Source organism: Micromonospora sp. NBC_01699 (genome assembly GCF_036250065.1).
Taxonomy (GTDB): domain Bacteria; phylum Actinomycetota; class Actinomycetes; order Mycobacteriales; family Micromonosporaceae; genus Micromonospora_G.
The window spans coordinates 7,684,219-7,706,620 of the sequence record NZ_CP109199.1; the positions used below are offsets into that span (position 1 = coordinate 7,684,219).

General features: G+C 71.8%; 20 protein-coding genes. 7 read left to right on the forward strand and 13 right to left on the reverse strand.

The genetic code is table 11. The features are described 5' to 3' along the window. Nucleotides 1–99 precede the first annotated feature (99 nt). The gene (locus tag OG792_RS31725; RefSeq protein WP_329105136.1) at nucleotides 100–846 is read left to right on the forward strand and encodes a hypothetical protein; all 747 of its coding nucleotides are present in this window, start codon (nucleotides 100–102) and stop codon (nucleotides 844–846) included. A 66-nt stretch (nucleotides 847–912) separates the two neighbouring features. On the opposite strand, the gene OG792_RS31730 is transcribed toward OG792_RS31725, so the two are convergent. From OG792_RS31730 to OG792_RS31745, 4 genes are all read right to left on the reverse strand, one after another. Then, nucleotides 913–1,578, reverse strand: a complete 666-nt coding sequence (locus OG792_RS31730) for a hypothetical protein (RefSeq protein WP_329105138.1) — start codon at nucleotides 1,576–1,578, stop codon at nucleotides 913–915. Next, nucleotides 1,572–2,651, reverse strand: coding sequence for a type III polyketide synthase (locus OG792_RS31735; RefSeq protein ID WP_329105140.1), 1,080 nt, complete (start codon nucleotides 2,649–2,651; stop codon nucleotides 1,572–1,574). Before OG792_RS31735 ends, OG792_RS31730 begins: the two co-directional genes overlap by 7 nt. After that, a complete protein-coding gene (locus OG792_RS31740) occupies nucleotides 2,645–3,814 on the reverse strand; it encodes an acyl-CoA dehydrogenase family protein (protein WP_329105142.1) in 1,170 nt (389 codons plus the stop codon). Before OG792_RS31740 ends, OG792_RS31735 begins: the two co-directional genes overlap by 7 nt. A 70-nt stretch (nucleotides 3,815–3,884) precedes the next feature. Continuing rightward, nucleotides 3,885–4,784, reverse strand: coding sequence for a methyltransferase domain-containing protein (locus tag OG792_RS31745; RefSeq protein WP_329105144.1), 900 nt, complete (start codon nucleotides 4,782–4,784; stop codon nucleotides 3,885–3,887). Between the two features lie 20 nt (nucleotides 4,785–4,804). Between OG792_RS31745 and OG792_RS31750 the strand changes: the two genes are divergently transcribed. The 4 genes from OG792_RS31750 to disA all read left to right on the forward strand — a co-directional run bounded on the left by OG792_RS31750 (nucleotide 4,805) and on the right by disA (nucleotide 9,483). Further along, nucleotides 4,805–5,692 carry a UbiA family prenyltransferase gene (locus OG792_RS31750; protein WP_442932334.1) on the forward strand — a complete coding sequence of 296 codons (888 nt, stop codon included), beginning with the start codon at nucleotides 4,805–4,807 and terminating at the stop codon, nucleotides 5,690–5,692. 152 nt (nucleotides 5,693–5,844) lie between these two features. Then, the gene (locus OG792_RS31755) at nucleotides 5,845–6,573 is read left to right on the forward strand and encodes a hypothetical protein (RefSeq protein ID WP_329105148.1); all 729 of its coding nucleotides are present in this window, start codon (nucleotides 5,845–5,847) and stop codon (nucleotides 6,571–6,573) included. Nucleotides 6,574–6,692: 119 nt separating this feature from the next. Beyond that, nucleotides 6,693–8,135, forward strand: a complete 1,443-nt coding sequence (gene radA / locus OG792_RS31760; protein WP_329105150.1) for a DNA repair protein RadA — start codon at nucleotides 6,693–6,695, stop codon at nucleotides 8,133–8,135. Nucleotides 8,136–8,298: 163 nt separating this feature from the next. Next, nucleotides 8,299–9,483 carry a DNA integrity scanning diadenylate cyclase DisA gene (gene disA / locus OG792_RS31765; protein ID WP_329105152.1) on the forward strand — a complete coding sequence of 395 codons (1,185 nt, stop codon included), beginning with the start codon at nucleotides 8,299–8,301 and terminating at the stop codon, nucleotides 9,481–9,483. Between the two features lie 53 nt (nucleotides 9,484–9,536). On the opposite strand, the gene OG792_RS31770 is transcribed toward disA, so the two are convergent. The 3 genes from OG792_RS31770 to OG792_RS31780 form a co-directional block, all read right to left on the reverse strand. Further along, nucleotides 9,537–10,271 (reverse strand): hypothetical protein, encoded by a 735-nt coding sequence (locus tag OG792_RS31770; protein ID WP_329105154.1) that lies wholly within the window; start codon nucleotides 10,269–10,271, stop codon nucleotides 9,537–9,539. 142 nt (nucleotides 10,272–10,413) lie between these two features. After that, entirely contained in the window at nucleotides 10,414–10,971 is a 558-nt protein-coding gene (locus OG792_RS31775) for a peptide deformylase (RefSeq protein ID WP_329111559.1), read from the reverse strand. A gap of 59 nt (nucleotides 10,972–11,030) precedes the next feature. Further along, nucleotides 11,031–11,543, reverse strand: coding sequence for a glycine cleavage system protein R (locus OG792_RS31780; protein ID WP_329105156.1), 513 nt, complete (start codon nucleotides 11,541–11,543; stop codon nucleotides 11,031–11,033). A gap of 208 nt (nucleotides 11,544–11,751) precedes the next feature. On the opposite strand from OG792_RS31780, the gene OG792_RS31785 reads away from it, so the two are divergent. Beyond that, a complete protein-coding gene (locus OG792_RS31785; protein WP_329105157.1) occupies nucleotides 11,752–12,681 on the forward strand; it encodes an A/G-specific adenine glycosylase in 930 nt (309 codons plus the stop codon). Nucleotides 12,682–12,865: 184 nt separating this feature from the next. Here the strand turns inward: OG792_RS31785 and OG792_RS31790 are convergent, their stop codons facing one another. The 3 genes from OG792_RS31790 to lysS form a co-directional block, all read right to left on the reverse strand. Next, nucleotides 12,866–15,397 carry an ATP-dependent Clp protease ATP-binding subunit gene (locus OG792_RS31790; protein ID WP_329105159.1) on the reverse strand — a complete coding sequence of 844 codons (2,532 nt, stop codon included), beginning with the start codon at nucleotides 15,395–15,397 and terminating at the stop codon, nucleotides 12,866–12,868. A gap of 677 nt (nucleotides 15,398–16,074) precedes the next feature. Further along, nucleotides 16,075–16,425, reverse strand: coding sequence for a histone-like nucleoid-structuring protein Lsr2 (locus OG792_RS31795; RefSeq protein WP_329105161.1), 351 nt, complete (start codon nucleotides 16,423–16,425; stop codon nucleotides 16,075–16,077). A gap of 108 nt (nucleotides 16,426–16,533) precedes the next feature. Then, nucleotides 16,534–17,988, reverse strand: a complete 1,455-nt coding sequence (gene lysS / locus OG792_RS31800; RefSeq protein WP_329111560.1) for a lysine--tRNA ligase — start codon at nucleotides 17,986–17,988, stop codon at nucleotides 16,534–16,536. A 173-nt stretch (nucleotides 17,989–18,161) separates the two neighbouring features. Between lysS and OG792_RS31805 the strand changes: the two genes are divergently transcribed. Continuing rightward, complete coding sequence (locus OG792_RS31805) at nucleotides 18,162–18,905, forward strand: class I SAM-dependent methyltransferase (protein WP_329105163.1); 744 nt, start codon at nucleotides 18,162–18,164, stop codon at nucleotides 18,903–18,905. A gap of 42 nt (nucleotides 18,906–18,947) precedes the next feature. Here OG792_RS31805 and OG792_RS31810 read toward each other — a convergent pair whose 3' ends face one another. From OG792_RS31810 to OG792_RS31820, 3 genes are read right to left on the reverse strand one after another with little or no spacing between them, the layout of a single operon-like run. Next, nucleotides 18,948–19,706 carry a type III pantothenate kinase gene (locus tag OG792_RS31810; protein WP_329105165.1) on the reverse strand — a complete coding sequence of 253 codons (759 nt, stop codon included), beginning with the start codon at nucleotides 19,704–19,706 and terminating at the stop codon, nucleotides 18,948–18,950. Nucleotides 19,707–19,709: 3 nt separating this feature from the next. After that, complete coding sequence (nadC, locus tag OG792_RS31815) at nucleotides 19,710–20,678, reverse strand: carboxylating nicotinate-nucleotide diphosphorylase (RefSeq protein WP_329105167.1); 969 nt, start codon at nucleotides 20,676–20,678, stop codon at nucleotides 19,710–19,712. Beyond that, a complete protein-coding gene (locus OG792_RS31820) occupies nucleotides 20,675–22,360 on the reverse strand; it encodes an L-aspartate oxidase (protein WP_329105169.1) in 1,686 nt (561 codons plus the stop codon). The genes nadC and OG792_RS31820 overlap by 4 nt, the downstream gene beginning before the upstream one ends. Nucleotides 22,361–22,402 lie beyond the last annotated feature (42 nt).

Consider the following 22,402-nt stretch of genomic DNA (forward strand, 5'->3'; position numbering starts at 1 on the left):
TCCCCCTTAGGGGGCGCCGGAGACTAGCGGTACGGGCCCCGGTACGGGACGCTGGACGAGGAGCCCGATCCATTATCACGTGACCGGCCAGGGGGCACGATGGGCACGCCGGGAAACAGCGAAGGTTCGCCCGAGTTCGGCGGTCAGCCGGACGGCCTGCCCGACCTGCCGCCGGGCTGGGGTCCGATCGTCATCCCCGACGATCCGGCCGAACTCGCCGCCGAAGCAGCCCTGATCCGCCGCGAACTGCGCCAACAGACTCGGCGGGCAACCTGGCGCCGACGCCTCGGCCTGGGCCGCACCGGCAGCCTCACCGCAGTCCGGCTCACCCTGCTGATCATGCCGCTGGCGCTGATCGCCGCGCTCGGCAGCCTCTTCGCGGTGGTCTGGCCCGGCCAGCAACGCCAACCCGCCGCCCCGCGCACCAGCACCGGCGGCAGCCCCGGACGTACGCTGCCCGCGCTCGACCTGGTCGACTCGTTCGCCGCCCCGGTCGCCCTGCGCGGGCTGCTCCCGGCGGTGATCCTGCTGACCGACACCTGCGCCTGCGGCGACCAGGTGACCGCCGTCGCGATGACCGCACCCACCGGGGTGACCGTGATCGTGGTGACCAGCGGCCGGTCCCGGCCCAGCCCGCTGCCGAGCCCACCACCGGTGGTCGGCGCACCCATCCGCGCGCTGGCCGACCCGGCCGCCGAACTGCGCGGCTTCATCCAGGTGGAGGGACGGCCCGGCGCCGCCACCGCCGTGCTGGTCGACCGCTCCGGCGAGATCGTACGGATCCTGCCCGCCCTGGGCTCGCCCACCGACTACCAGCTAGACCTGCCCGAACTCACCCGACGCTGAACCCGTCCCGTCGGCACCCTCCTGCCCGGAACAGGTTCGGTGCGGGACGGGTCGGCACGGAACGGGTCAGGACAGGGCGAGCAGTTGGATCGCCACCTCGACCGGCCCCGGCTGCGGGCGGGCCCGGGACACCTGGATACCCATCCGCGTACCGGCCGCGGTCACCGCGGTGCTGGCGAACCCGTCACCGCAGACCAGCGCCATCTCGGTAAAACCGGTACGGGTGCCGTCGACCCGGATGGTCAACTCACCGGGACCGTCGCAGACGTACTGCAATAGGTAGCGCGCACCCGACTCGACCTGGACCGGCCAGTCGATGATGGTGCCTTCGTGCACCGCGAACTGGTCCCGCCGTACGGTGCCCGGAAACTCCGGCAGCCCCCGGCCGGCATCGGGCACCATCGCCCCGGTCTCCGGATCCACCGAGTCGTACGAGTCGTACGCCAGGTCCGGCGGCACCACCGGCGACGCGGTCCGTGGCGCGGCGACCGGCCCGGTCGGCGTGGGCGCCGAGGCCGCCCACCACCAGCCACCAACCGCCAGCACCGCCGCCGTACCCACGGCCAGCAGGACGTCGACGCCCCGGTCGACCCCGGCCGGGGTGTCGACGTCCGACGGACCCGGACCCGACGGACCCGGACCCGACAGACCCGGACCCGACAGACCCGGACCCGACGGACCCGGAACTGGCGGGTCGGCGCCCGACGGGTCGGGGTGCGTGCCGGTCAGCACGTGGCGGCGAATTCGAGCAGGGTCGCGTACAGGGTCAGGCCGGGGCCGAACGCGAGCATGACCACCCGGCGCGGCGGCACCGGCCTGGTCCGCAACCGGTCCAGGATCAGCAGCACCGTCGGTGACGAACAGTTGCCGTGGTCGGCCAGGACCGCCCGGGAGTCGGCCAGCGCCTCCGGCGACAGGCCCAGCTCGCGCTCCACCACGCTCAGGATCCTGGGTCCTCCCGGATGAACCGCCCAGCCGTCCACGTCGGCGATGCCCAGCCCATTGCGGGACAGCAGGTCGTCCACCAGGCCGCCCACGTGCGCCGCGAGCACCTGCGGCACCCGGGGCGACAGACCCATCCGGAAGCCGGTGTCAGTGACGTCCCAGGTCATGTGGTCAGCCGTCGAGGTGTCCGTCACCGCGACAACCTCGCGGACCGCGTACCCGGGGCGTCCGCTCGGGGTGAGCACCACGGCCACCGCCGCGTCCGAGAAGAGCGCGTGCGAGACGATCTGCTGGGTGTCCACCCGCGCGGACGACGGCTGGATGTGCAGGCTGGTCAGCTCGGCGCAGAGCAGCAGCGCCGGTCGCCCCCGGGCGGCCACGAAGTCGCTCACCGCGCCCAGTCCCGGCAGCGCCGCGTAACAGCCCATGTGCCCGATGAAGATCCGCTGGGTCGCGGTCGACATGCCCATGTCCCGCGCCAGCAGGATGTCCAGCCCCGGTGTGGCGTACCCGGTGCAGGAACAGACCGCGAACAGGCCCACGTCGCCGGCGGCGAGCCCGGCACCGGTCAACGCCCGGCCGACCGCCTCCTTACCCAGCGGCAACGCCTCCACCAGGTAACGCCGCATCCGCCGCTCGGTCGGCCAGGTCGAGACGTCCTCCAGCAGCGGGTTGACCGCCGCCTGCCGGGTCACCACCCCCGAGTTCGCGAAGATCCGCTCGGCCAGCGCGCGGGTCGTACCGTCGAAGTGCTCGGCGAAGAAACCGGTCCAGAGGTCGGCCTGCGCCGCCCGGGGCGGCAGTGCGACACCCAGGCCGGCGATCACCGGCAACCCGCCCGTACCGCCGGCGCTCACCATCGGGGGGCCGACCCGTCCCGGTCCGGATCTCCACCGATCGCCGCCACACCGAGCCAGTCGGCACAGACGTCCGAGGTCGCCGGATGCAGCGACCCGCAGCGCGCGTCCCGGTACAGCCGCTCCAGCGGATGGCCCCGCCGGGTCGCCGACGTACCGGCGGCCTCCAGCATCGACGCGGCCACCTCCGCCGCCGTCGTACCGGCAAGCAGCTTGGCCCGCCACACCCAACGGTTGGTCTCCGCGTCACCCGGCTCGTCGTCCACCCGGCGGGCCGCCTCGGCCACCACCAGCCGGGCGGCGGCCACCGCCGCGTCCGCGCGGCCGATCCGGGCCCGGATCGCCGGCAGCTCGCCCAGGTTACGGGCGTTGACGTGGGCGACCGCCGCGTCGATCGACGCCTGGGCCACCCCCACGTAGACCGCGGCGTAACTCGCCACCAGCCAGTGCGGCATCAACTGCGCCACCACCAGCGCCAGCCCCTCCACCCCACCGAGCAGCCGGTCCGCCGGCACCGTCACGTCCAGGTGCAGGTCGTGCGAGGCGGTCGCCCGCATGCCGAGCGAGTCCCAGGTCGGCTCGACCCGCAGCCCGTCCACGGACGCGGGCACCAGGAACTGCGACACCACCGACTGGTCGGCCACGCTCCGGGCCGCCACCAGGTACGCGTCCGCGTGCCCGGCACCGGAGCAGAAGGTCTTCGCTCCCTTGATGTGGAAACCGCCGTCCACCGGCTCGTACACCGTGGAGAGTTGGGACAGCCGGGCGCCGGCACCCCGTTCGCTCATCGCCACGCCGTACCAGGCGCCGGACGCCGCCTCGGCGAGCAACCGGTCCCGCGCCGCGAGCGCCTCGTCCGGTACGCCGAGCGCCTCGGCCAACTCCTCGGTCACCGCGCCGAGCGCACCGGTGACCGAGGCGTGCATGTTGAACACCAGCGCGGTCGCACCGTTGCCCCGAGCGAGTTCGGTGGCGACCGCGGCGTACTCGGCGAAGCGGGCACCGATGCCACCCAGCGTCGCCGGCACCATCAGCCCGAACAGGCCCGCATCCCGGAGGTCCACGAAATCCTCAACGGGAAACGTGCCCTCGCGGTCGTGCTCGGCCGCTCGCGCGGCCAACCGTGGCGCCAACCGGCGCGCGGTTCCGAGCGCGTCCACCGCCATACCTGCCCCCTCCTGCACGTCACCCGTACCGCCGGGCCATCCGCCTGCCTACCCGTGCCGCCCTCCACACCTACCCATGCTTCACCCCACGGCCCTGGTAGAGCACCGCCGTCGACCGAGTGGGCACGATCCGAGGTGCACCCCGCCCGCCACCGGCCCGGCCCACCGCCCCGCCACCGCCCGACGCCCCGCTGACACCCGACGCCCCGCCACCGCCGCTGGACGCCCCGCCACCGCCGCTGGACGCCCCGCCACCGCTCGACGCCTCGCCACCGCTCGACCGGCCGGGCACCGGTCGGCGGGCGGCGGTCGACTGGTGGGCCAGCCAGCGCAGCAGGCCCGGCACCGCCGGGCGGATCCCGCGCAACCGCAGCGCCACCCCGTGCCGGGCGCACTCGGCGACCAGCGCCCGTGCGTTCACGAACAACCGCGGGTCGTGGATGCCCCGGGGCACCCCGCGCACCCGCTCCGCCAGCGTCACCGCCACCAGCCGGCTGATCGCCGTGTCGTTGAGCGTGTCCAGCACCAGCGTGCCGCCCGGCCGGAGCACCCGGCACGCCTCCGCCACCGCCACCCGCCAGTCCGGTACGTGTTCCAGCAGCTCGCCCGCTGCCACCACGTCGGCGCACCCGTCGGTCAACGGCAGCGCGGTGGCGTCGCCGTTGACCGGCGTCACCCCGTGCCCGGCCGCCTGGACGAGTGCCGACCCGGTCAGGTCCACCCCGACGTGCCGGTACCCGCGACCCGCCACGTGCGGGGCGAGCAGCCCGGCGCCGCAGCCCATGTCCACCAGCACCGCCCCGGTACGGGTGGCCGGCGGAACCATCTCGGCCCGTGCCCGCGCCAGCCAGTGCAGCATCGCGAAGACACCGTCCGGCCGCCACCACTCGTCGGCCAGATCGTCGTACTGTCGTGGATCATTACGCGGCCGGACCGGGATCCCGGCACGCGCCGTCTTGGCGTCGCCCACCTCAGGGATCCTCACTCGCCATGGCGTTGAGCCTGGCACGACTCGCCGGTAACGAACAGACTTCTTCTATGTCGCGAATGCTGTTAGGGCTGGTCCGGGCAAGTCACCCGGAGCCGGCCGCCGCCGTCACCGGGGTGTCGGCACTACTGGCGTGGGGGGTCGGACACCGGCCCGGCGGCATCGCGACGGTGGCCGTGACCGTACTGGCGACGCAGTTGGCGGTCGGCTGGCTCAACGACGGGCTCGACGCGGACCGCGACACCGCCGTCGGCCGGACCGACAAGCCGCTGGCCAACGGAACACTCGACCGCCGCCTGGTGCTGCTGTGCGGGCTCGCCGCCGCGCTCGCCACCCCGGCGCTGGCCCTGCTGCTCAACCCGACCGCGACGGTCGCGATCAGCGTGGCACTGCTGTCCGCGCTGCTCTACAACTGGCCGCTCAAGTCCACCCCGGTCTCGGTGCTGCCGTACGCGATCTCGTTCGGGACCCTGCCGGCCTTCGTCGTACTCGCCCTGCCCGGCTCGCCCGCCCCGCCCGGCTGGCTGGTCGCGGCGGGAGCGCTGCTCGGCGCCGGTGCGCACTTCGCGAACGTACTGCCGGACCTCGACGACGACGCCCGGACCGGGGTGCGCGGCCTGCCACACCGGATCGGCCCGGCCGGGTCGCGGGTGGCCGCCGCCGTGCTGCTGCTCGCGGCGACCGCGATGCTCGTCTTCGGCCCGGCCGGGCCGCCGTCGTGGGCCGGGCTCGCGGCCATCGCCGCCGCCGCCGTGGTCCTTCCGGTCGGCTGGTACGCCGGCCGCTCGGCCGGTCGACGGGGCAACCGGGCCGTCGGCGTGTTCCGGGCGGTGCTGGTGGTGGCCGTGATCGACGTGGTGCTCCTGGTCGCCAGCGGACGGGTGGTATGAGCGTGTTCTGCCTGGTCAGTGGAGTCCACACCGGTTAACCGGGTCGGCGTACGGTACGGGACGACCCCCCACTACCCTGGAGGCCGGTCTGCGCGGGTATGGCCACCGCGCCCGGTGCCAACTGGGCGCGGATCGCAACGAGGAGGACCGACGTGACGCGCTCGATCAGGCGACCCCGGCGGGCGGCGCTGCTGCTGGGCGGTGCGGCGACCGCTGCCGCCCTGCTGCTCTCCGGGTGCGGGACGGGCCAGATCGCCGAGACAGCGGCCATGCGGCCGACCGTCTCCGGGGTGAACACCGAGACGGCCGACAACGCCTTCAAGCTGCGCAACCTCGCGGTCGTCTACAAGGACACCAAGGGCTACCCGGCCGGCTCCGACGCGCCCCTTGAGGTCTCCATCTACAACGACTCGATGGAGCCGGTGACGGTCACCATCACCACCACCAGCGCGCAGGCCGTCGTGCTCGGTGGCAAGCTGGCCCCGAGCCCGCAGCCGAGCGCGTCGCCGTCGGCATCGGGCTCCCCGTCCGGCTCCGCCTCCCCGTCCGGCTCGGTCGCTGCGTCCGGCTCGCCCAGCGCGACCCCGTCGGGTGGCGCCAGCGGTTCCCCGGAGCCGACCACCGCCGCGACCAGCCAGCCGCCGGTCAACCAACCGGCGAAGATCCAGATCCCGGCGCACGAGTTCGTCGTGCTGAACCCGACGACCGGCAGCTTCCTGCAACTCGCCGGGCTCAACGAGACGCTGCGGCCGGGACAGTCGGTGCAGCTGGTCTTCGACTTCGGCGGTCAGCAGATCCAGACGCCGGCGCCGGTCGCGATCCCGCTGACGGCGCCCCCGCCGGTCACCCCGCAGGTCGGTGGCGAGGGCCACGAGGGCTGACCCTTCGGGGCTCCCCACGCCGGTGCACCACCGGCACAACAAAAGATCACCGAACCGGGCCGGCGTGGCAGTGACCACGACCGGCCCGTTTCGTCGTACGGATTGGCTAACGTCGCGGGGTGACCCCGCCCCCCGCTCCCCGCGCGACCCCCACGCGTTCCCGAGCCACGGCCCGCGAGCCTCGGCCCGCCTACCAGTGCGACGCCTGTGGGCACCAGCCGCCCAAGTGGGTCGGCCGATGCCCCGAGTGCGGCGAGTGGGGTGCGGTGATCGAGACCGTCGTCAGCGGCCCCACGGTGGCCGGGCGGGTGGTCAGCTCCCGCACGCCGGGTGAGCCGGCCCGACCGATCGCGACCATCAGCGCCGCCCCGGCGAAGGCCCGGCCGACCGGCATCGGTGAGCTGGACCGGGTGCTCGGCGGCGGCCTGGTCCCCGGCGGGGTGGTGCTGCTCGCCGGTGAACCCGGCGTCGGCAAGTCCACCCTCCTGCTCGACGTCGCCCAGCAGTGGGCCGCCGTCGCCGGCAGCCCGTCCCTGGTGGTCAGCGGCGAGGAGTCGGTCAGCCAGGTCCGGCTGCGGGCCGAGCGGATGGGCACCCTGCACGAGCAGCTCTACCTGGCCGCCGAGAACGACCTGGGGGCGGTGCTCGGCCACCTGGACGCGGTAAAACCGGGTCTGCTGGTGCTCGACTCGGTGCAGACCATCGCCACCCAGGCCAGCGACGGGGTGCCCGGTGGGGTGACCCAGGTCCGGGCGGTCACCGCCGCGCTGGTGTCGGTGGCCAAGGAACGCGGCATCGCGATCGTGCTGGTGGGGCACGTCACCAAGGACGGCCAGGTCGCCGGCCCCCGGGTGCTGGAGCACCTGGTCGACGTGGTGCTGCACTTCGAGGGCGACAAGCACTCCTCGCTGCGGATGGTGCGCGGGGTGAAGAACCGGTTCGGTGCCGCCGACGAGGTCGGCTGCTTCGAGATGCACGAGGGCGGGATCAGCAGCCTCGCCGACCCGTCCGGGCTGTTTCTCACCCGCTACACCGAGCCGGTGCCGGGCACCTGTGTGACGGTCGCGATGGAGGGACGCCGGGCCCTGCTCACCGAGGTCCAGGCACTGATCGGGGCGACCGTCGCCGGCTCGCCCCGACGTACGGTCTCCGGGCTCGACTCGGCCCGGCTGGCCATGGTCCTCGCCGTCCTGCAACGGCGTACGGAGCGGCTCACCCTGCACGACCGCGAGGTCTTCGCCGCCACCGTCGGCGGGATCCGGGTGGTCGAGCCGGCAGCCGACCTGGCGGTGGCGCTCGCCGTCGCGTCCGGTGGCCTCAACCTCGCCATCGCGCCGAACCTGGTGGCGATCGGGGAGGTCGGCCTGACCGGCGAGGTACGCCGGGTCGGCGCGGTGCCCCGGCGACTGGCCGAAGCCGCCCGGCTGGGCTTCCGCTTCGCCCTGGTGCCACAGGGCTGCGGACCCGAATCGACCGGTGTGAGCCAGGAGAACATGCGGGTATTGGAGGTCACCGACGTACGATCGGCCCTGCAACAGGCCGCTCGGGTATCCGCCGGGTGACCGGAAAGTCCCTGATAGATCCCCATACGACCGAATGTGACGAACACCTGGATGGTCTGCGCCGCCCCGGCGCGGACCCGATCGCGGCGAAGGGAACGGGCGCAGTGGCACATCACAGTAACCGCGGCAGCACCGAGTGCACGCCGATCCGTAGACTGTCCGGGTGCCAACCGACCGCGACGCGAGCAGAAGCGCTGGCGCGAGTGCCCCGGCCCGCGGCAGCGCCGTGGGCTCACTGGCACGCACCATCAGCGCGGGGGTGACCGTGAACGTACCCGGAACCACCGGCGACCCGCTGCGCGCCAATCTCGCGTTGATGGCGCCGGGCACCGCCCTGCGCGACGGCCTGGAACGCATCCTGCGCGGCCGTACCGGCGCGTTGATCGTGCTCGGCTACGACAAGGTCGTCGAGACCCTCTGCACCGGCGGCTTCCCGCTCGACGTCGAGTTCTCCGCGACCCGGGTCCGCGAACTGTGCAAGATGGACGGTGCGGTGGTGCTGTCCAGCGACGGCACCCGGATCGTCCGGGCCGCCGTGCACCTGATGCCCGACCCGTCGATCCCGACCGAGGAGTCCGGCACCCGGCACCGCACCGCGGAACGGGTCGGTCGGCAGACCGGCTACCCGGTCATCTCGGTCAGCCAGTCCATGCGGATCATCAGCCTCTACGTCAACGGCCAGCGGCACGTGCTGGACGACTCGGCCGCGATCCTGTCCCGGGCCAACCAGGCGCTCGCCACCCTTGAGCGCTACAAGCTGCGGCTCGACGAGGTGTCCGGCACCCTGTCCGCGCTGGAGATCGAAGACCTGGTCACCGTACGCGACGCGGTGGCGGTGGTGCAGCGGCTGGAGATGGTGCGCCGGATCGCCGACGAGATCGCCGGCTACGTGGTCGAACTCGGCACCGACGGCCGACTGCTCGCCCTGCAACTGGACGAGCTGATGGCCGGCGTCGACGCCGACCGGACCCTGGTGATCCGCGACTACCTGCCCACCGGGCGCAAGGCCCGCACCCTGGACGAGGCACTGGTCGAACTCGACCTGCTCACCGCCACCGAGCTGATCGACCTGGTCGCGGTGGCGAAGGCGATCGGCTACGCGGGCGCCTCCGACGCACTGGACGCGGCGGTCAGTCCGCGCGGCTTCCGGCTGCTCGCCAAGGTGCCCCGGCTACCCGCTGCGGTGGTCGACCGGCTGGTCGGCCACTTCGGCAGCCTCCAGCAGTTGCTCGGCGCCACCGTCGAGGACCTCCAGGCGGTCGACGGCGTCGGCGACGCGCGCGCCCGTGGCGTACGCGAAGGGCTCTCCCGGCTCGCCGAAGCGTCCATCCTGGAACGGTACGTCTGACCGTCAGCCGTCACCCGGCCGGCTCCTACCGGCCGGGGCGGCGGTGACCGGCATCAGCTCGTGATGGTGAGCGCCACCGGGTCGCTGTGCTTGGTGCCGAGCCGCGCGAAGATCTGGTACTCGCCGGGCTCCGCTTTCGGCCCGGTAGCCACGGAACCGCCGCACTTCGTGTCGCGGTTGATGTTCCAGTCTGCCTGGAAGGTGTGCTTCAAGTCCGGCACCAGCGACACCACGCTGCTGCCCTTCGTCCCGCACGTGTCGGACGACCAGACCTTCTCCGCACCGCGCTTGATGAACAGCTCCTGGAGGTCGGCCCCCAGGTCACGGCTGCACGTACGGTCCGAGGTGTTCGTCACCTCAAGTCGCAGTCCGAGCGTCCCGTTCTGCTTGATCGACTTCACCACCGGCACCGGCACCACCGAGATCTCGTCGTCGGTGCACGAGCCGGCGGCCGGCGGCGGCACGTCCGGCACGGTCCCGGCCGGCGGGGCCGCCGGATCCCCGGCCGGCTGCTGCGGGTCGGCCGCGGCCGGGTCGGCATCCGCCGGTTGGTCGTCCGCCCCCTCCGGGGCCGGCGCACCGCTCTGCGGGGTGAGCACCGACTCGGTGGGCTGCGCCCCGGCCGGCGTTGTCGGCGTCGGCGTGGGCTTCGCCGCGTTCGAACCGGACTTACCCGGCCCGGTGCACGACCAGAGCACGACGATGAGAAAGAGCAAACCCACGCCGAGCACGACGGCTCGACGCCGCCAATAGACGGCGGGTGACAGGGGGCCAACCGTCAAACGCATGATGCGCTCACCGTATCCGGGCACACTCGACAGACTCCCGCGACGCGCCGGGATTCACGGGTCCGGAATCCCCGATTCGAGCACCCGAAGGCCCGGTTCGGCCTTCCGCAAACCGCTACCGGGCAAGCCGATCCGGCGCCGATCACAGATACACCTTGCGTTGGTACACCGCGTGTGCGCCGGCCACCCGGTCGAGGAAGAGCAGACCGGCACAGTGGTCGATCTCGTGCTGTAACGCCCGCGCCTCGAAGCCGTCCGCGACCAACCGGACCGGCTCGCCCGTACCCGGTAGCTGACCGGTCACCACCAGCCGGCTGGCCCGCTTCACGTCACCGGTCAGATCCGGCACCGACATGCAGCCCTCCCGACCCGGCCGCCACCGGCTCGCCTCCACCACCGTCGCGTTGCACAACACGAACGTGCCGTGCACGGTCACCGCCTTCGGGTGGCCGGTCACGTCGACCGCGAACACCCGTACGCCGACTCCGATCTGCGGCGCCGCCAGCCCAACACAGCCGGGCGAGGCGCGCATGGTGGCGATCAGGTCCGCGGCGAGTCGTACCACCTCGTCGGCGGTGGGGTCGACGTCGACACCGGCCCGGCTCAGCACCGGGTCGGGCGCGGAGACAACCGGCCGTACCCGCCCCACCGTCCCGAGTACCGCCACCGTCCATCCGCCCAACCCGGGATCGGCCACGATCGCGTCGACGCCGGACTCCCCCGGCGTCCGGGCAGCCGGCTCGCCGGCTTCCTCGGCGGTCACAACAGGTCCGAATCGGCTCGGCGCAGGGTCACCTCGACGTCCAGGCCGGCGCCCACCTCGGTCAGCCGGGCCGCGAGCGGGTCGGCGGTGCCGGGCGGCAGGTCCACCTCGGCCACGATCAGATAGAGCGGCCCGGTGAGTCGGGTGGTCAGGTCGGTGACGTTGCCGCCGTACTCGGCGAGCACCCGGGTCACCGTGGCGACGATGCCGAGACGGTCGGCGCCGTGGACCGCGAGCACGTACGGTTCGCCGGCCGGTGGCTGCTCCCCGTCCGCCCGCACCGCCCGTACGGTGGCCAGCAGTTGACCGTCCGCGCGCAGCGGGAGCAACGCGGCCTCGACCTCGTCGGCGGTCGGGCCGACGCAGATCAGGGTCATCGCGAAGTGCCCGCGCAACCGGGTCATGGTCGAGTCGGTCAGGTTGGCACCGAGCCGGGCCAGCACCTCCGCCACATCGGCCACGATGCCGGGCCGGTCATGACCGATGACGGTGATCGCGAGCTGGCTCATCCGGGCATTCTGCCCGATCGGCGCCCGCGACCCGCCCCAGACGGGCCACCGGTCCACGCTGCGGGACAGGTGGCCTGTCCGGGGCGGGACTAGGTGGCCTGTCACACAGCGGGACAGGTGGCCCGTCACCGGACGGCCAACGGTGCCCATGCGACACCGGCGACGGCCCGCTGTCGCGGCCCTGGTCGCCGTGACAGGATCGGGCGCGATGTCCGAACCAACCCTCGCCACCGTGGCCATCCGGTGGTACGACGAGAACGCGCGCGACCTGCCGTGGCGAGAGCCCGATGTCACCGCCTGGGCGGTGCTGGTCAGCGAGGTCATGTTGCAGCAGACCCCGGTCGTACGGGTCCTGCCCGCCTGGCGTGCCTGGCTGACCCGCTGGCCCGGGCCGGCCGAACTCGCCGCCGATCCACCGGGCGAGGCGATCAGGATGTGGGGACGGCTCGGCTACCCCCGTCGGGCGCTGCGGCTGCGCGACTGTGCGGTGGCACTGGTCGAACGGCACGCTGGCGAGGTGCCGACCGACCTGGCCGCCCTGCTCTCCCTGCCCGGCATCGGCGACTACACCGCGCGGGCGGTGCTCGCGTTCGCGTACGGGCAGCGGCACCCGGTGGTGGACACGAACGTACGGCGGCTGGTGGCTCGGGCGGTGGCCGGTGCCGCCGATGCCGGGCCGGCAACCCGCCCGTCCGACCTGGTCGCCACGGCGGAACTGCTGCCGGAGAAGCCGGCCGAGGCGGCTCGGGCAAGCGCGGCGTTCATGGAACTCGGGGCGCTGATCTGCACCGCCCGCGCCCCCCGGTGCGTGGACTGCCCACTCGCCGAGCGGTGCGCCTGGCGTGCCTCGGGCGCACCCGCGCCAACCGGCCCGACGCGCCGCCCACAGCGCTACGCCGGCACCGACCGCCAGGTACGCGGCCTACTGCTGGCGGTGCTACGGGACGCGACCGCCCCCGTACCCCTCGCCCAACTCGACCTCGTCTGGCCCGACCCCACCCAACGAACCCGCGCCCTAACCTCCCTCATCGACGACGGCCTAGTGACCCCCCTCCCCAACACCACCTACACCCTCCCCCTCTCCTCCCCCCTCCCCCTGCCCTCCCCCCTCCCCCCACCTCTCTCCTCGTCGATCTAGGGCAGATGGTGGCTTGTTGATCTCCAATCACACGTATTTGCCCTAGATCGACGGGGATGGGGGTGGGGGCACGCGGGGGGGCGGGGGGAGGGGAGGGGAGGGGAGGGGGAGGGGGATGCAGAGCGGCCCCGGGGGCTTTCGCCTGGCCGGGGCCGCGCTGGGGGTGCTGGGTGGAGGTGGTGCTTTACTCGTCTGCGCCTGCGGGGGCGGTGTTGCCGAGGTCGGCGGGCACCGCGTCGGGCACCGGCACCGGCTTCTCCGCGCCGCGGAACACGAGCTTGGACTTGTCGATGTTCTCCGGGTCGCCCTCGCAGTCCACCACCACGATCTGACCGGGGGTCAGCTCGTTGAACAGGATCCGCTCGGACAGGTTGTCCTCGATATCACGCTGGATCGTCCGGCGTAGCGGCCGGGCACCCAGCACCGGGTCGAACCCCTTCTTCGCCAGGTACTTCTTGGCGTTGTCGGTGAGTTCGAGCCCCATGTCCTTGTTGCGGAGCTGAGCTTCGATCCGCTGGATCATGATGTCGACGATGTGCAGGATCTCGTTCTGGTTGAGCTGGTGGAAGACGATGGTGTCGTCGATCCGGTTGAGGAACTCCGGCCGGAAGTGCTGCTTGAGCTCGTCGTTGACCTTCTGCTTCATCCGCTCGTAGTTCGATTCGGAATCCTCAGAGGCCTGGAAGCCCAGCGACACCGCCTTGGCGACGTCCCGCGTACCCAGGTTGGTGGTCAGGATGATGACCGTGTTCTTGAAGTCCACGATCCGGCCCTGACCGTCGGTGAGCCGACCGTCCTCCAGGATCTGGAGGAGCGTGTTGAACACGTCCGGGTGGGCCTTCTCGATCTCGTCGAAGAGAACCACCGAGAACGGCCGCCGACGCACCTTCTCGGTCAGCTGCCCACCCTCGTCGTAACCGACGTATCCGGGGGGCGCACCGACGAGCCGGGACACCGTGTAGCGGTCGTGGAACTCGGACATGTCCAGCTGGATGAGGGCGTCCTCGCTGCCGAAGAGGAACTCGGCGAGCGCCTTGGACAGCTCGGTCTTACCCACACCCGACGGGCCGGCGAAGATGAACGAGCCGGAGGGCCGCTTCGGGTCCTTCAGCCCGGCGCGGGTACGCCGGATCGCCTTGGACACCGCCTTGACCGCGTCCTCCTGGCCGACGACCCGCTTGTGCAGCTCGTCCTCCATGCGGAGCAGCCGGGAGGTCTCCTCCTCGGTCAGCTTGTAGACCGGGATGCCGGTCCAGTTCGCCAGGACCTCGGCGATCTGCTCGTCGTCGACCTCGGACACGACGTCCAGGTCGCCGGCCTTCCACTCCTTCTCCCGCTGGGCCTTCTGGCCGAGCAGCTGCTTCTCCTTGTCCCGCAGCTGCGCGGCGCGCTCGAAGTCCTGCGCGTCGATGGCGGATTCCTTGTCCCGACGCACCTGCGCGATGCGCTCGTCGAAGTCCCGCAGGTCTGGCGGCGCGGTCATCCGGCGGATGCGCATCCGGGCACCGGCCTCGTCGATCAGGTCGATCGCCTTGTCCGGCAGGAAGCGGTCCGAGATGTACCGGTCGGCCAGCGTGGCCGCCGCGACCAACGCGGCGTCGGTGATGCTCACCCGGTGGTGGGCCTCGTACCGGTCACGCAGACCCTTGAGGATCTCGATGGTGTGGGCCAGCGACGGCTCACCCACCTGGATCGGCTGGAACCGGCGCTCAAGCGCCGCGTCCTTCTCCAGGTGCTTGCGGTATTCGTCGAGCGTGGTGGCACCGATGGTCTGCAACTCGCCACGGGCCAGCATCGGCTTGAGGATGCTGGCCGCGTCGATCGCACCCTCGGCGGCGCCAGCGCCGACCAGCGTGTGGATCTCGTCGATGAACAGGATGATGTCCCCGCGGGTGCGGATCTCCTTGAGCACCTTCTTGAGGCGCTCCTCGAAGTCACCGCGGTAGCGCGAACCGGCCACCAGGGCACCCAGGTCAAGCGTGTAGAGCTGCTTGTCCTTGAGCGTCTCCGGCACCTCGCCCTTGATGATCCGCTGGGACAGCCCCTCGACGACCGCGGTCTTACCGACCCCGGGCTCGCCGATCAGGACGGGGTTGTTCTTGGTACGGCGGGACAGCACCTGCATGACCCGCTCGATTTCCTTCTCGCGCCCGATGACCGGGTCGAGCTTGCCCTCGCGGGCGGCCTGGGTCAGGTTCCGGCCGAACTGGTCCAGCACGAGGCTGGTCGACGGCGCGGCCTCACCCGGCGCGGCTCCGGCCGCGGCCGGCTCCTTGCCCTGGTAGCCGGAGAGGAGCTGGATCACCTGCTGGCGGACCCGGTTCAGGTCGGCGCCGAGCTTGACCAGCACCTGGGCGGCGACGCCCTCACCCTCGCGGATCAGACCGAGCAGGATGTGCTCCGTACCGATGTAGTTGTGGCCGAGCTGTAGCGCTTCGCGCAGGGACAGCTCCAGCACCTTCTTGGCCCGCGGCGTGAACGGGATGTGCCCACTCGGCGCCTGCTGACCCTGGCCGATGATTTCCTCGACCTGCTGGCGGACGCCCTCCAGGGAGATGCCGAGGCTCTCCAGAGCCTTCGCGGCGACGCCTTCGCCCTCGTGGATGAGACCCAACAGGATGTGTTCCGTACCGATGTAGTTGTGGTTGAGCATCCGGGCTTCTTCTTGAGCCAGGACGACAACCCGCCGCGCTCGGTCGGTGAACCGCTCGAACATGCCCTCGTGCTCCTCACGTGCCGTGCGCCATTGATCTTGGCGGGGCCAGCGCCCGGGCGTCCAGGTGACACCCGTGCCATCACTCTATCGCCGCGAACCGACTCTTCTGAGGTCGTGTGTTGCTGGAATGCGCCACGTCCGCGACGTTTTTTCCCAACTGCCCGCGCTCAGAGCGTGTTCCCCGGCCCCCGGCTCTACGCGTAGAGCGAAATCCAGCCCGGCGGTCTGACGTCCACAGGCAGTCCCGAGTTCCTCCACAGGTTGTGGATAACTCTTCCACTGGTTGTGGACAACGTCGGGGCCGCCGGGTTCCTTCCCGGCGGCGGGGGAGGTTTCCGGACCCGTGGGCACGGCTGCGGACGGCCACGCGAGCGAGCAAGGACGGACAGGCGGTCGGGGACGGGCGGACGGCCACGCGAGCGAGCAAGGACGGACGGGCGGACGGGGACGGGCGGACGGGGCGACGCGCGGGGCAGGACGGGCGGGCACCCCGGCGGGCGGTCACGGGGGCACCCGGGACGGGCGGCAGGGGGAGGCGGATGACGAGCAGCCGGGACGCGAGCGGCAACTTACCCCGATTCCGCCGAAACGGATATCTAGGGGATAAAGTCCAGCGCCGGGCCAGAAGCGTCGCATTCGCTCCGGACCCGGCGCGGGGAGCCGGTCAGCCGGCAGGCTCAGCGGCCGGCCTTGGCGTGGTACTCGTCGACGATCTCCTGCGGGATGCGCCCCCGGTCGGAGATGTCCCGGCCTTCCTTCTTGGCCCAGGCCCGGATCGCCTTGTTCTGCTCCCGGTCCGCGGTGGCGCCCCCGCGCCCCCGAGCCGCCCGGCCGCCGACGACGACGCCGCCACGGCCGACCTTCGAGCCGGACGCGACGTACGGCGAGAATAGGTCCCGCAATTTCCCGGCGTTCTTCTTCGACAGGTCGATCTCGTACTGAACGCCGTCGAGCGAGAACTTGACGGTCTCGTCCGCGTCGCCGCCGTCAAGGTCATCGACAAGCTTGTGAATGATCTGCTTGGCCACGTGCCGTAATCCTCTCGAGCAGGGTGTTCCGCAAACAAGAGCACAATAGCCCGACGCGCACTCGTTGCGTCAATAGGACCCGGAAATTACTCAACAGGACTTACGCGACTACTCCGCGCGGATCAAGGGGAAGAGGATGGTTTCCCGAATTCCGAGGCCGGTGAGGGTCATCAGCAGCCGGTCGATTCCAATTCCGACGCCGCCGGAGGGCGGCATTCCGTACTCCAAGGCGCGGAGGAAGTCCTCGTCCAGGCGCATTGCCTCGTCGTCGCCCTTCGCCCCGAGTTGCGCCTGGGCGAGCAGCCGGGCCCGCTGCACCACCGGGTCGACCAGTTCCGAGTAGCCCGTGCCGAGTTCGAATCCGAGCGCGTACAGGTCCCATTTTTCGGTGAGTCCTGGCTGCTCACGGTGGGCGCGGACGAGCGGGCTGGTGTCCTCCGGGTAGTCCCGTACGAACGTCGGCTCACGCAGTCCGGGCACCACCAGTTCCTCGAACAGCTCCTCGGCGAGCTTGCCCGGCACCCACTTCGGATCGACTCCGAGGCCAATTTTTTCGGCGTACCGGACGAGCTGGGCCCGATCGGTCGAGACCGTCACCTCCTCGCCGAGGGCCTCCGATAGCGACCCGAAGAGCGTCGTCGTACGCCACTGGCCGCCCAGGTCCAACTCGGCCCCGTCGGCGTGCGTCACGACGTGCGAGCCGGCCACCGCGTACGCCGCCTCCTGCACCAGTTCCCTGGTGAGCTTGGCCATAGTGTCGTAGTCGCCGTATGCCTCGTACATCTCCAGCATCGCGAACTCGGGAGAGTGCGAGGAGTCGATGCCCTCATTACGGAAGTTACGGTTGATCTCGAAGACCCGGTCGATGCCGCCGACCACGGCGCGCTTCAGATAAAGCTCGGGCGCGATTCGAAGGTACAGGTCGGTGCTCAGCGCATTGCTGTGCGTCACGAATGGCCGGGCGGTGGCCCCGCCGTGCAGCAACTGGAGCATCGGGGTTTCGACCTCGACGAAACTGCGGGCGTGCAGGGAATCGCGCAGGCTCCGTACGGCGGTCGCCCTGGTCCGAACGGTCTCACGGGCCTGCGGCCGGACGATCAGGTCGACATAACGCTGCCGGACCCGTGCCTCCTCGCTGAGCGGCTTGTGCGCCACCGGCAGGGGTCGCAGAGCCTTCGCCGTGATCTTCCAGGACTCGGCGAGCACGGACAACTCGCCACGCCGGCTGGTGATCACTTCACCGGTCACGCCGATGTGGTCACCGAGGTCGACCTGGCGCTTCCACTCTTCGAGCCGCTCCGCCCCGACCCGGTCCAGGGAGATCATCGCCTGGAGTTCGGTGCCGTCGCCGTCGCGCAGGGTGGCGAAGCAGAGCTTGCCGCTGTTCCGTACGAAGATCACCCGGCCGGTCACCGCGACGGTGTCCCCGGTCTGGCTGTCGGTGGCCAGGTCGACGTACCGGGCCCGGACCTCGGCCAGGGTCGCGGTACGCGGATAACCCACCGGGTACGGCTCGACGCCGTCGGCGAGCAGGCGGTCCCGCTTCTCCCGCCGGACCCGCATCTGCTCCGGAAGGTCGTCCACTGGTTCGGCGGCGGCGGGGATGTGCTCGGTCACGGCAGGCTTCCTCAGGACAGTGAGTTCGGCAGAATTCCCCGAGCCTACTCAAGTGCCTCCGGAGCGGGCAGCGGATAACCAGCGGACAGCATCGCGTGACCAACGGATAACATCGGGCTGTGACTGATCTTGATCAGGCGCTGTCGTTCGGCGCCGCCGCGCAGACCTACGACCGTTTCCGTCCGGCGTACCCGCTGGCCGCGCTGACCTGGGCCGTCGACGCCGCCGAGCCGGTCCGGGTGGTGGACCTCGCCGCCGGAACCGGCATCCTGACCCGGCAACTGCTCGGGCTGGGACACAGCGTCGTACCGGTCGAGCCGGACGAGGGGATGCGGACCCAGCTGGCCGCCGCCACCCCGGGCACGACGGCGCTGGCCGGCAGCGCCGAGGCGGTGCCACTGCCGGACGGCGACGCGGATGTGATCATGACCGGGCAGGCGTACCACTGGTTCGACCGCGACCGCGCGCACGCCGAGGCGGCCCGGGTGCTGCGCCCCGGCGGACGCTTCGCCCCGATCTGGAACAGCCGGGACGAGTCGGTGACATGGGTGGCCGCGCTGAGCCGGCTGCTGGCCGACTTCGCCGGCAAGCCGAGCGTGGACACCGCACCGGAGCTGAGCACCTTCGGCGACCGCTTCGAGCCGCTACAGCGGGCCGAGTTCTCGCACGCGGTCAGCCAGACCGCCGACAGCCTGGTCGGCCTGGTCCGCACCCGCTCCTACTACCTGACCGCCACCCGGCAGCGGCAACGCGAGCTCGAAGCGGCCGTACGCGATCTGGCCCTGCACCACCCCGACCTGGTCGGCCGGGAAGCCTTCGACCTGCCCTACCGGACCACCGTCTACCGGGCCCGCCGCCGCTGACCCGGCAGGTTCACCGTTCGGCGGGTTCGCGGCCGGCAGCGGTCAGAGGTTGCGCTCGTAGACCATCCGCAGGCCGATCAGGGTGATCATCGGCTCGTGGTGGGTGATCGTGGCGCACTCGCCGATGACCAGCGGGGCCAGCCCACCGGTGGCGATCACCGCGCGCACCTCACCCAACTCCTGGGTCATCCGCTCGACGATCCGGTCCACCTGCCCGGCGAAGCCGAAGTAGAGCCCCGACTGGAGGCACTCGACGGTGTTCTTGCCGATCACCGAACGCGGCTTGGTCGGCTCGACCTTGCGCAGTTGGGCGGCGCGGGCGGCGAGCGCGTCGAAGGAGATCTCGATGCCGGGCGCGAACGCCCCGCCGAGGAACTCCCCCCGCCCACTGATCACGTCGAAGTTGGTGGTGGTGCCGAAGTCGACCACGATCGACGGACCCCCGTAGATCGTGTACGCGGCCAGGGTGTTCACCACCCGGTCGGCGCCGACCTCCTTGGGGTTGTCGATCGCGAGCTGCACCCCGGTCTTCACCCCCGGCTCCACGATCACGCTCGGTACGTCGGCGTAGTACCGGGCCAGCATGCTGCGCAACGACCGCAGCGCCGCCGGTACGGTCGAACAGGCGGCCACCCCGGTGATCTCGACCGCGTCACCGGCGAGCAGCCCACGGAACTTCAGGCCCAGCTCGTCGGCGGTGGACCGGGCATCGGTCTTGATCCGCCACGAGTGGGCCAGTTTGTCCCCGTCGAACGTCGCCAGAACGGTGTTGGTGTTACCGATGTCGATGCAGAGCAGCATTCGTCAGCCCCGGTGCTCCAGGTCCGTACCCTCGGTTCGGCCGAGGTCGGCCGGCCGGAGGTCTAGTGCGATGTCCAAGATAGGCGACGAGTGGGTCAGTGCCCCAACCGAAAGGTAGTCGACCCCGGTGGCGGCGTACTCGGCCGCGACGTCCAGGGTCAGCCCGCCGGTCGCCTCCAGCTCGGCCCGGTCGCCGACCACCGCCACCACCTCGGCCAACAGGCCGGGCGTCATGTTGTCGCAGAGCAGGAACCCCGCGCCCGCCTCGACCGCCTCCAGCGCCTCCGCGACGTCCGTCACCTCGACCTGGATCGGCACCAGCGGAAACGCCTCCCGCACCCGCTGGTACGCCGGGGTGATCCCGCCGGCCGCCAACTTGTGGTTGTCCTTGATCATCGCGACGTCGTAGAGGCCCATCCGCTTGTTCGTGCCGCCGCCGGCCCGTACCGCGTACTTCTCCAGCACCCGCAGGCCGGGCGTGGTCTTGCGGGTGTCCAGCACCGTCGACTTGCTGCCGACCAGGGCGTCCGCCCAGGCCCGCGTGTGGGTCGCCACCCCGGACATCCGGGTGAGCAGGTTCAGCGCGGTCCGCTCGGCGGTGAGCAGGACCCGGGTCGGCCCGGTCACCGTCGCCAGCACGTCGCCGCGGGCCACCCGGTCGCCGTCGCGGGCCCGCAACAACACCTCCACCGTACGGCCGGCCGCCTCGTCGCCGACCAGCTCCAACACCACCGCCTCGTCGTCGCCGACCAGCTCGAACACCGCCGCCGCCACGGCCAGCCCGGCCACCACCCCGTCGGCGCGGGCCACCACGTCCACGGTGTCGACCTGCCCGGCCGGGATCGTCGCCACGCTGGTCACGTCGACCCGGTCCGGCCCGAGGTCCTCCTGGAGCGCGGTCTGCACGATTCGGGTCACGGCCACCGGATCGAGTCCGGCCACCCGCAACGCGTCCTCGGTAGCGGTCCTCACAGCGCCTCCCAGCTGTCCAGCAGTTCGCCGGCCGGTCCGATCGAACCGACCAGATGGCCCCGCCACTCGTCGCTCACCGTCGGGAAGTCCTCCCGCCAGTGGCAGCCGCGGGTCTCCTGACGCGCGTACGCCGCCGCCACCAGGGCGGCCGCGACCGTGACCAGGTTGGTCGCCTCCCAGCTCGCGGTCCGGGGCGTGTCCCGGGTCGCGGCGACCTCGTTCAACTCGGTGGCGGTCGCCCGCAACGACTCCGCCGACCGGAGCACGCCCGCACCCCGCGTCATCGCCCGTTGCAGCGCGGTCCGGGTCTCCGGCCGCACCACCCAGCCGGTGCCGCCCTGCCAGGCCCCGCCCGGCGCCGGCTCGGCCTGCGGCGGCAGGTTGTGCGCGATGTCGTCGGCGATCCGCCGGGCGAACACCAACCCCTCCAGCAGCGAGTTGCTGGCCAGCCGGTTCGCGCCGTGCACACCGGTGCAGGCGACCTCGCCGCAGGCGTACAGGCCGGGGATCGAGGTGCGGCCGTGCAGGTCCGTACGGACGCCGCCGGAGGCGTAGTGCGCGGCCGGCGCGACCGGGATCAGGTCGACCGCCGGGTCGATGCCGATCGCCAGGCAGGAGGCGACGATGGTGGGGAACCGCTGGTTGAGGAACTCGGCGCCGAGGTGCCGGGCATCGAGGAAGACGTGGTCGTCCCCGGAGGCCAGCAGCACCCGGTGGATGCCCTTCGCCACCACGTCGCGCGGGGCCAGCTCGGCCAGCTCGTGCTGACCCACCATGAACCGCTTGCCGTCGGTGTCGACCAGGTACGCGCCCTCACCGCGCAGCGCCTCGGAGACGAGCGGCTGCTGGGCGGCACCGAGCACACTGGTCGCGTCGGCCGGGCTGATCAGGGCGGTCGGGTGGAACTGGACGAATTCGAGATCGGTGACCGCCGCGCCGGCCCGGATCGCCAACGCCACACCGTCCCCGGTGGAGACGGCCGGGTTGGTGGTGGCGGAGAAGACCTGCCCCATCCCCCCGGTGGCGAGTACGACCGCGCGGGCCAGGATCGCCCCCACCCCGTCCTCGCTGCCCTCGCCGAGCACGTGCAGGGTGATGCCGCACGCCTGGCCCGGTGCGTCACCCCAGCCGGGGGCGCGCAGCAGGTCCAGCACCAGCGCGTGCTCGACCAGCCGGATCCACGGGTCCCGCCCGACCGCCTCGTGCAGGGCGCGCTGCACCTCGGCGCCGGTGGCGTCGCCGCCGGCGTGCACTATCCGGTTGGTCCGGTGCCCGCCCTCGCGGGTAAGCATCAGCGACCCGTCCGCGTTGCGGTCGAACTCGGCACCGATCCGGATCAGTTCGCGCAGCCGGGCCGGGCCCTCCTCGACCAGCACCCGGACCGCCTCCGGGTCGCAGAGACCGACCCCGGCGACCTCGGTGTCGTAGGCGTGCGCGGCGGGGGTGTCCAGTGGGTCGAGTACGGCCGCGATGCCGCCCTGGGCCCAGCGGGTGGAGCCGTCGTCGATGTTGACCTTTGTGACGACGGTCACGTGCAGACCGGCCTCCCGCAACTGCAACGCGGCGGTGAGCCCGGCGATACCCGAGCCGACCACCAACACGTCGGTGGTCTCCACCCAGCCCGGCGCGGGTGCACCGAGCAGCGTGGGCAAGACCGGCAGATCCAGGGTCGGCACATGCATCAGCACAGTGAACTCCGCTCGATGCACGACCCGACGCCCGGG

Bases quoted from the DNA above. Each gene is read 5' to 3' on its own strand.
- OG792_RS31780 (WP_329105156.1), bottom strand. From the start codon at position 11,543: ATGAGCCAGCTCGCGATCACCGTCATCGGTCATGACCGGCCCGGCATC.
- OG792_RS31770 (WP_329105154.1), bottom strand. From the start codon at position 10,271: ATGCGTTTGACGGTTGGCCCCCTGTCACCCGCCGTCTATTGGCGGCGT.
- OG792_RS31790 (WP_329105159.1), bottom strand. From the start codon at position 15,397: ATGTTCGAGCGGTTCACCGACCGAGCGCGGCGGGTTGTCGTCCTGGCT.
- lysS (WP_329111560.1), bottom strand. From the start codon at position 17,988: ATGCGGGTCCGGCGGGAGAAGCGGGACCGCCTGCTCGCCGACGGCGTC.
- OG792_RS31785 (WP_329105157.1), top strand. From the start codon at position 11,752: ATGTCCGAACCAACCCTCGCCACCGTGGCCATCCGGTGGTACGACGAG.
- OG792_RS31750 (WP_442932334.1), top strand. From the start codon at position 4,805: ATGGCGTTGAGCCTGGCACGACTCGCCGGTAACGAACAGACTTCTTCT.
- OG792_RS31810 (WP_329105165.1), bottom strand. From the start codon at position 19,706: ATGCTGCTCTGCATCGACATCGGTAACACCAACACCGTTCTGGCGACG.
- OG792_RS31820 (WP_329105169.1), bottom strand. From the start codon at position 22,360: ATGCATGTGCCGACCCTGGATCTGCCGGTCTTGCCCACGCTGCTCGGT.
- OG792_RS31735 (WP_329105140.1), bottom strand. From the start codon at position 2,651: ATGGTGAGCGCCGGCGGTACGGGCGGGTTGCCGGTGATCGCCGGCCTG.
- OG792_RS31740 (WP_329105142.1), bottom strand. From the start codon at position 3,814: ATGGCGGTGGACGCGCTCGGAACCGCGCGCCGGTTGGCGCCACGGTTG.
- OG792_RS31725 (WP_329105136.1), top strand. From the start codon at position 100: ATGGGCACGCCGGGAAACAGCGAAGGTTCGCCCGAGTTCGGCGGTCAG.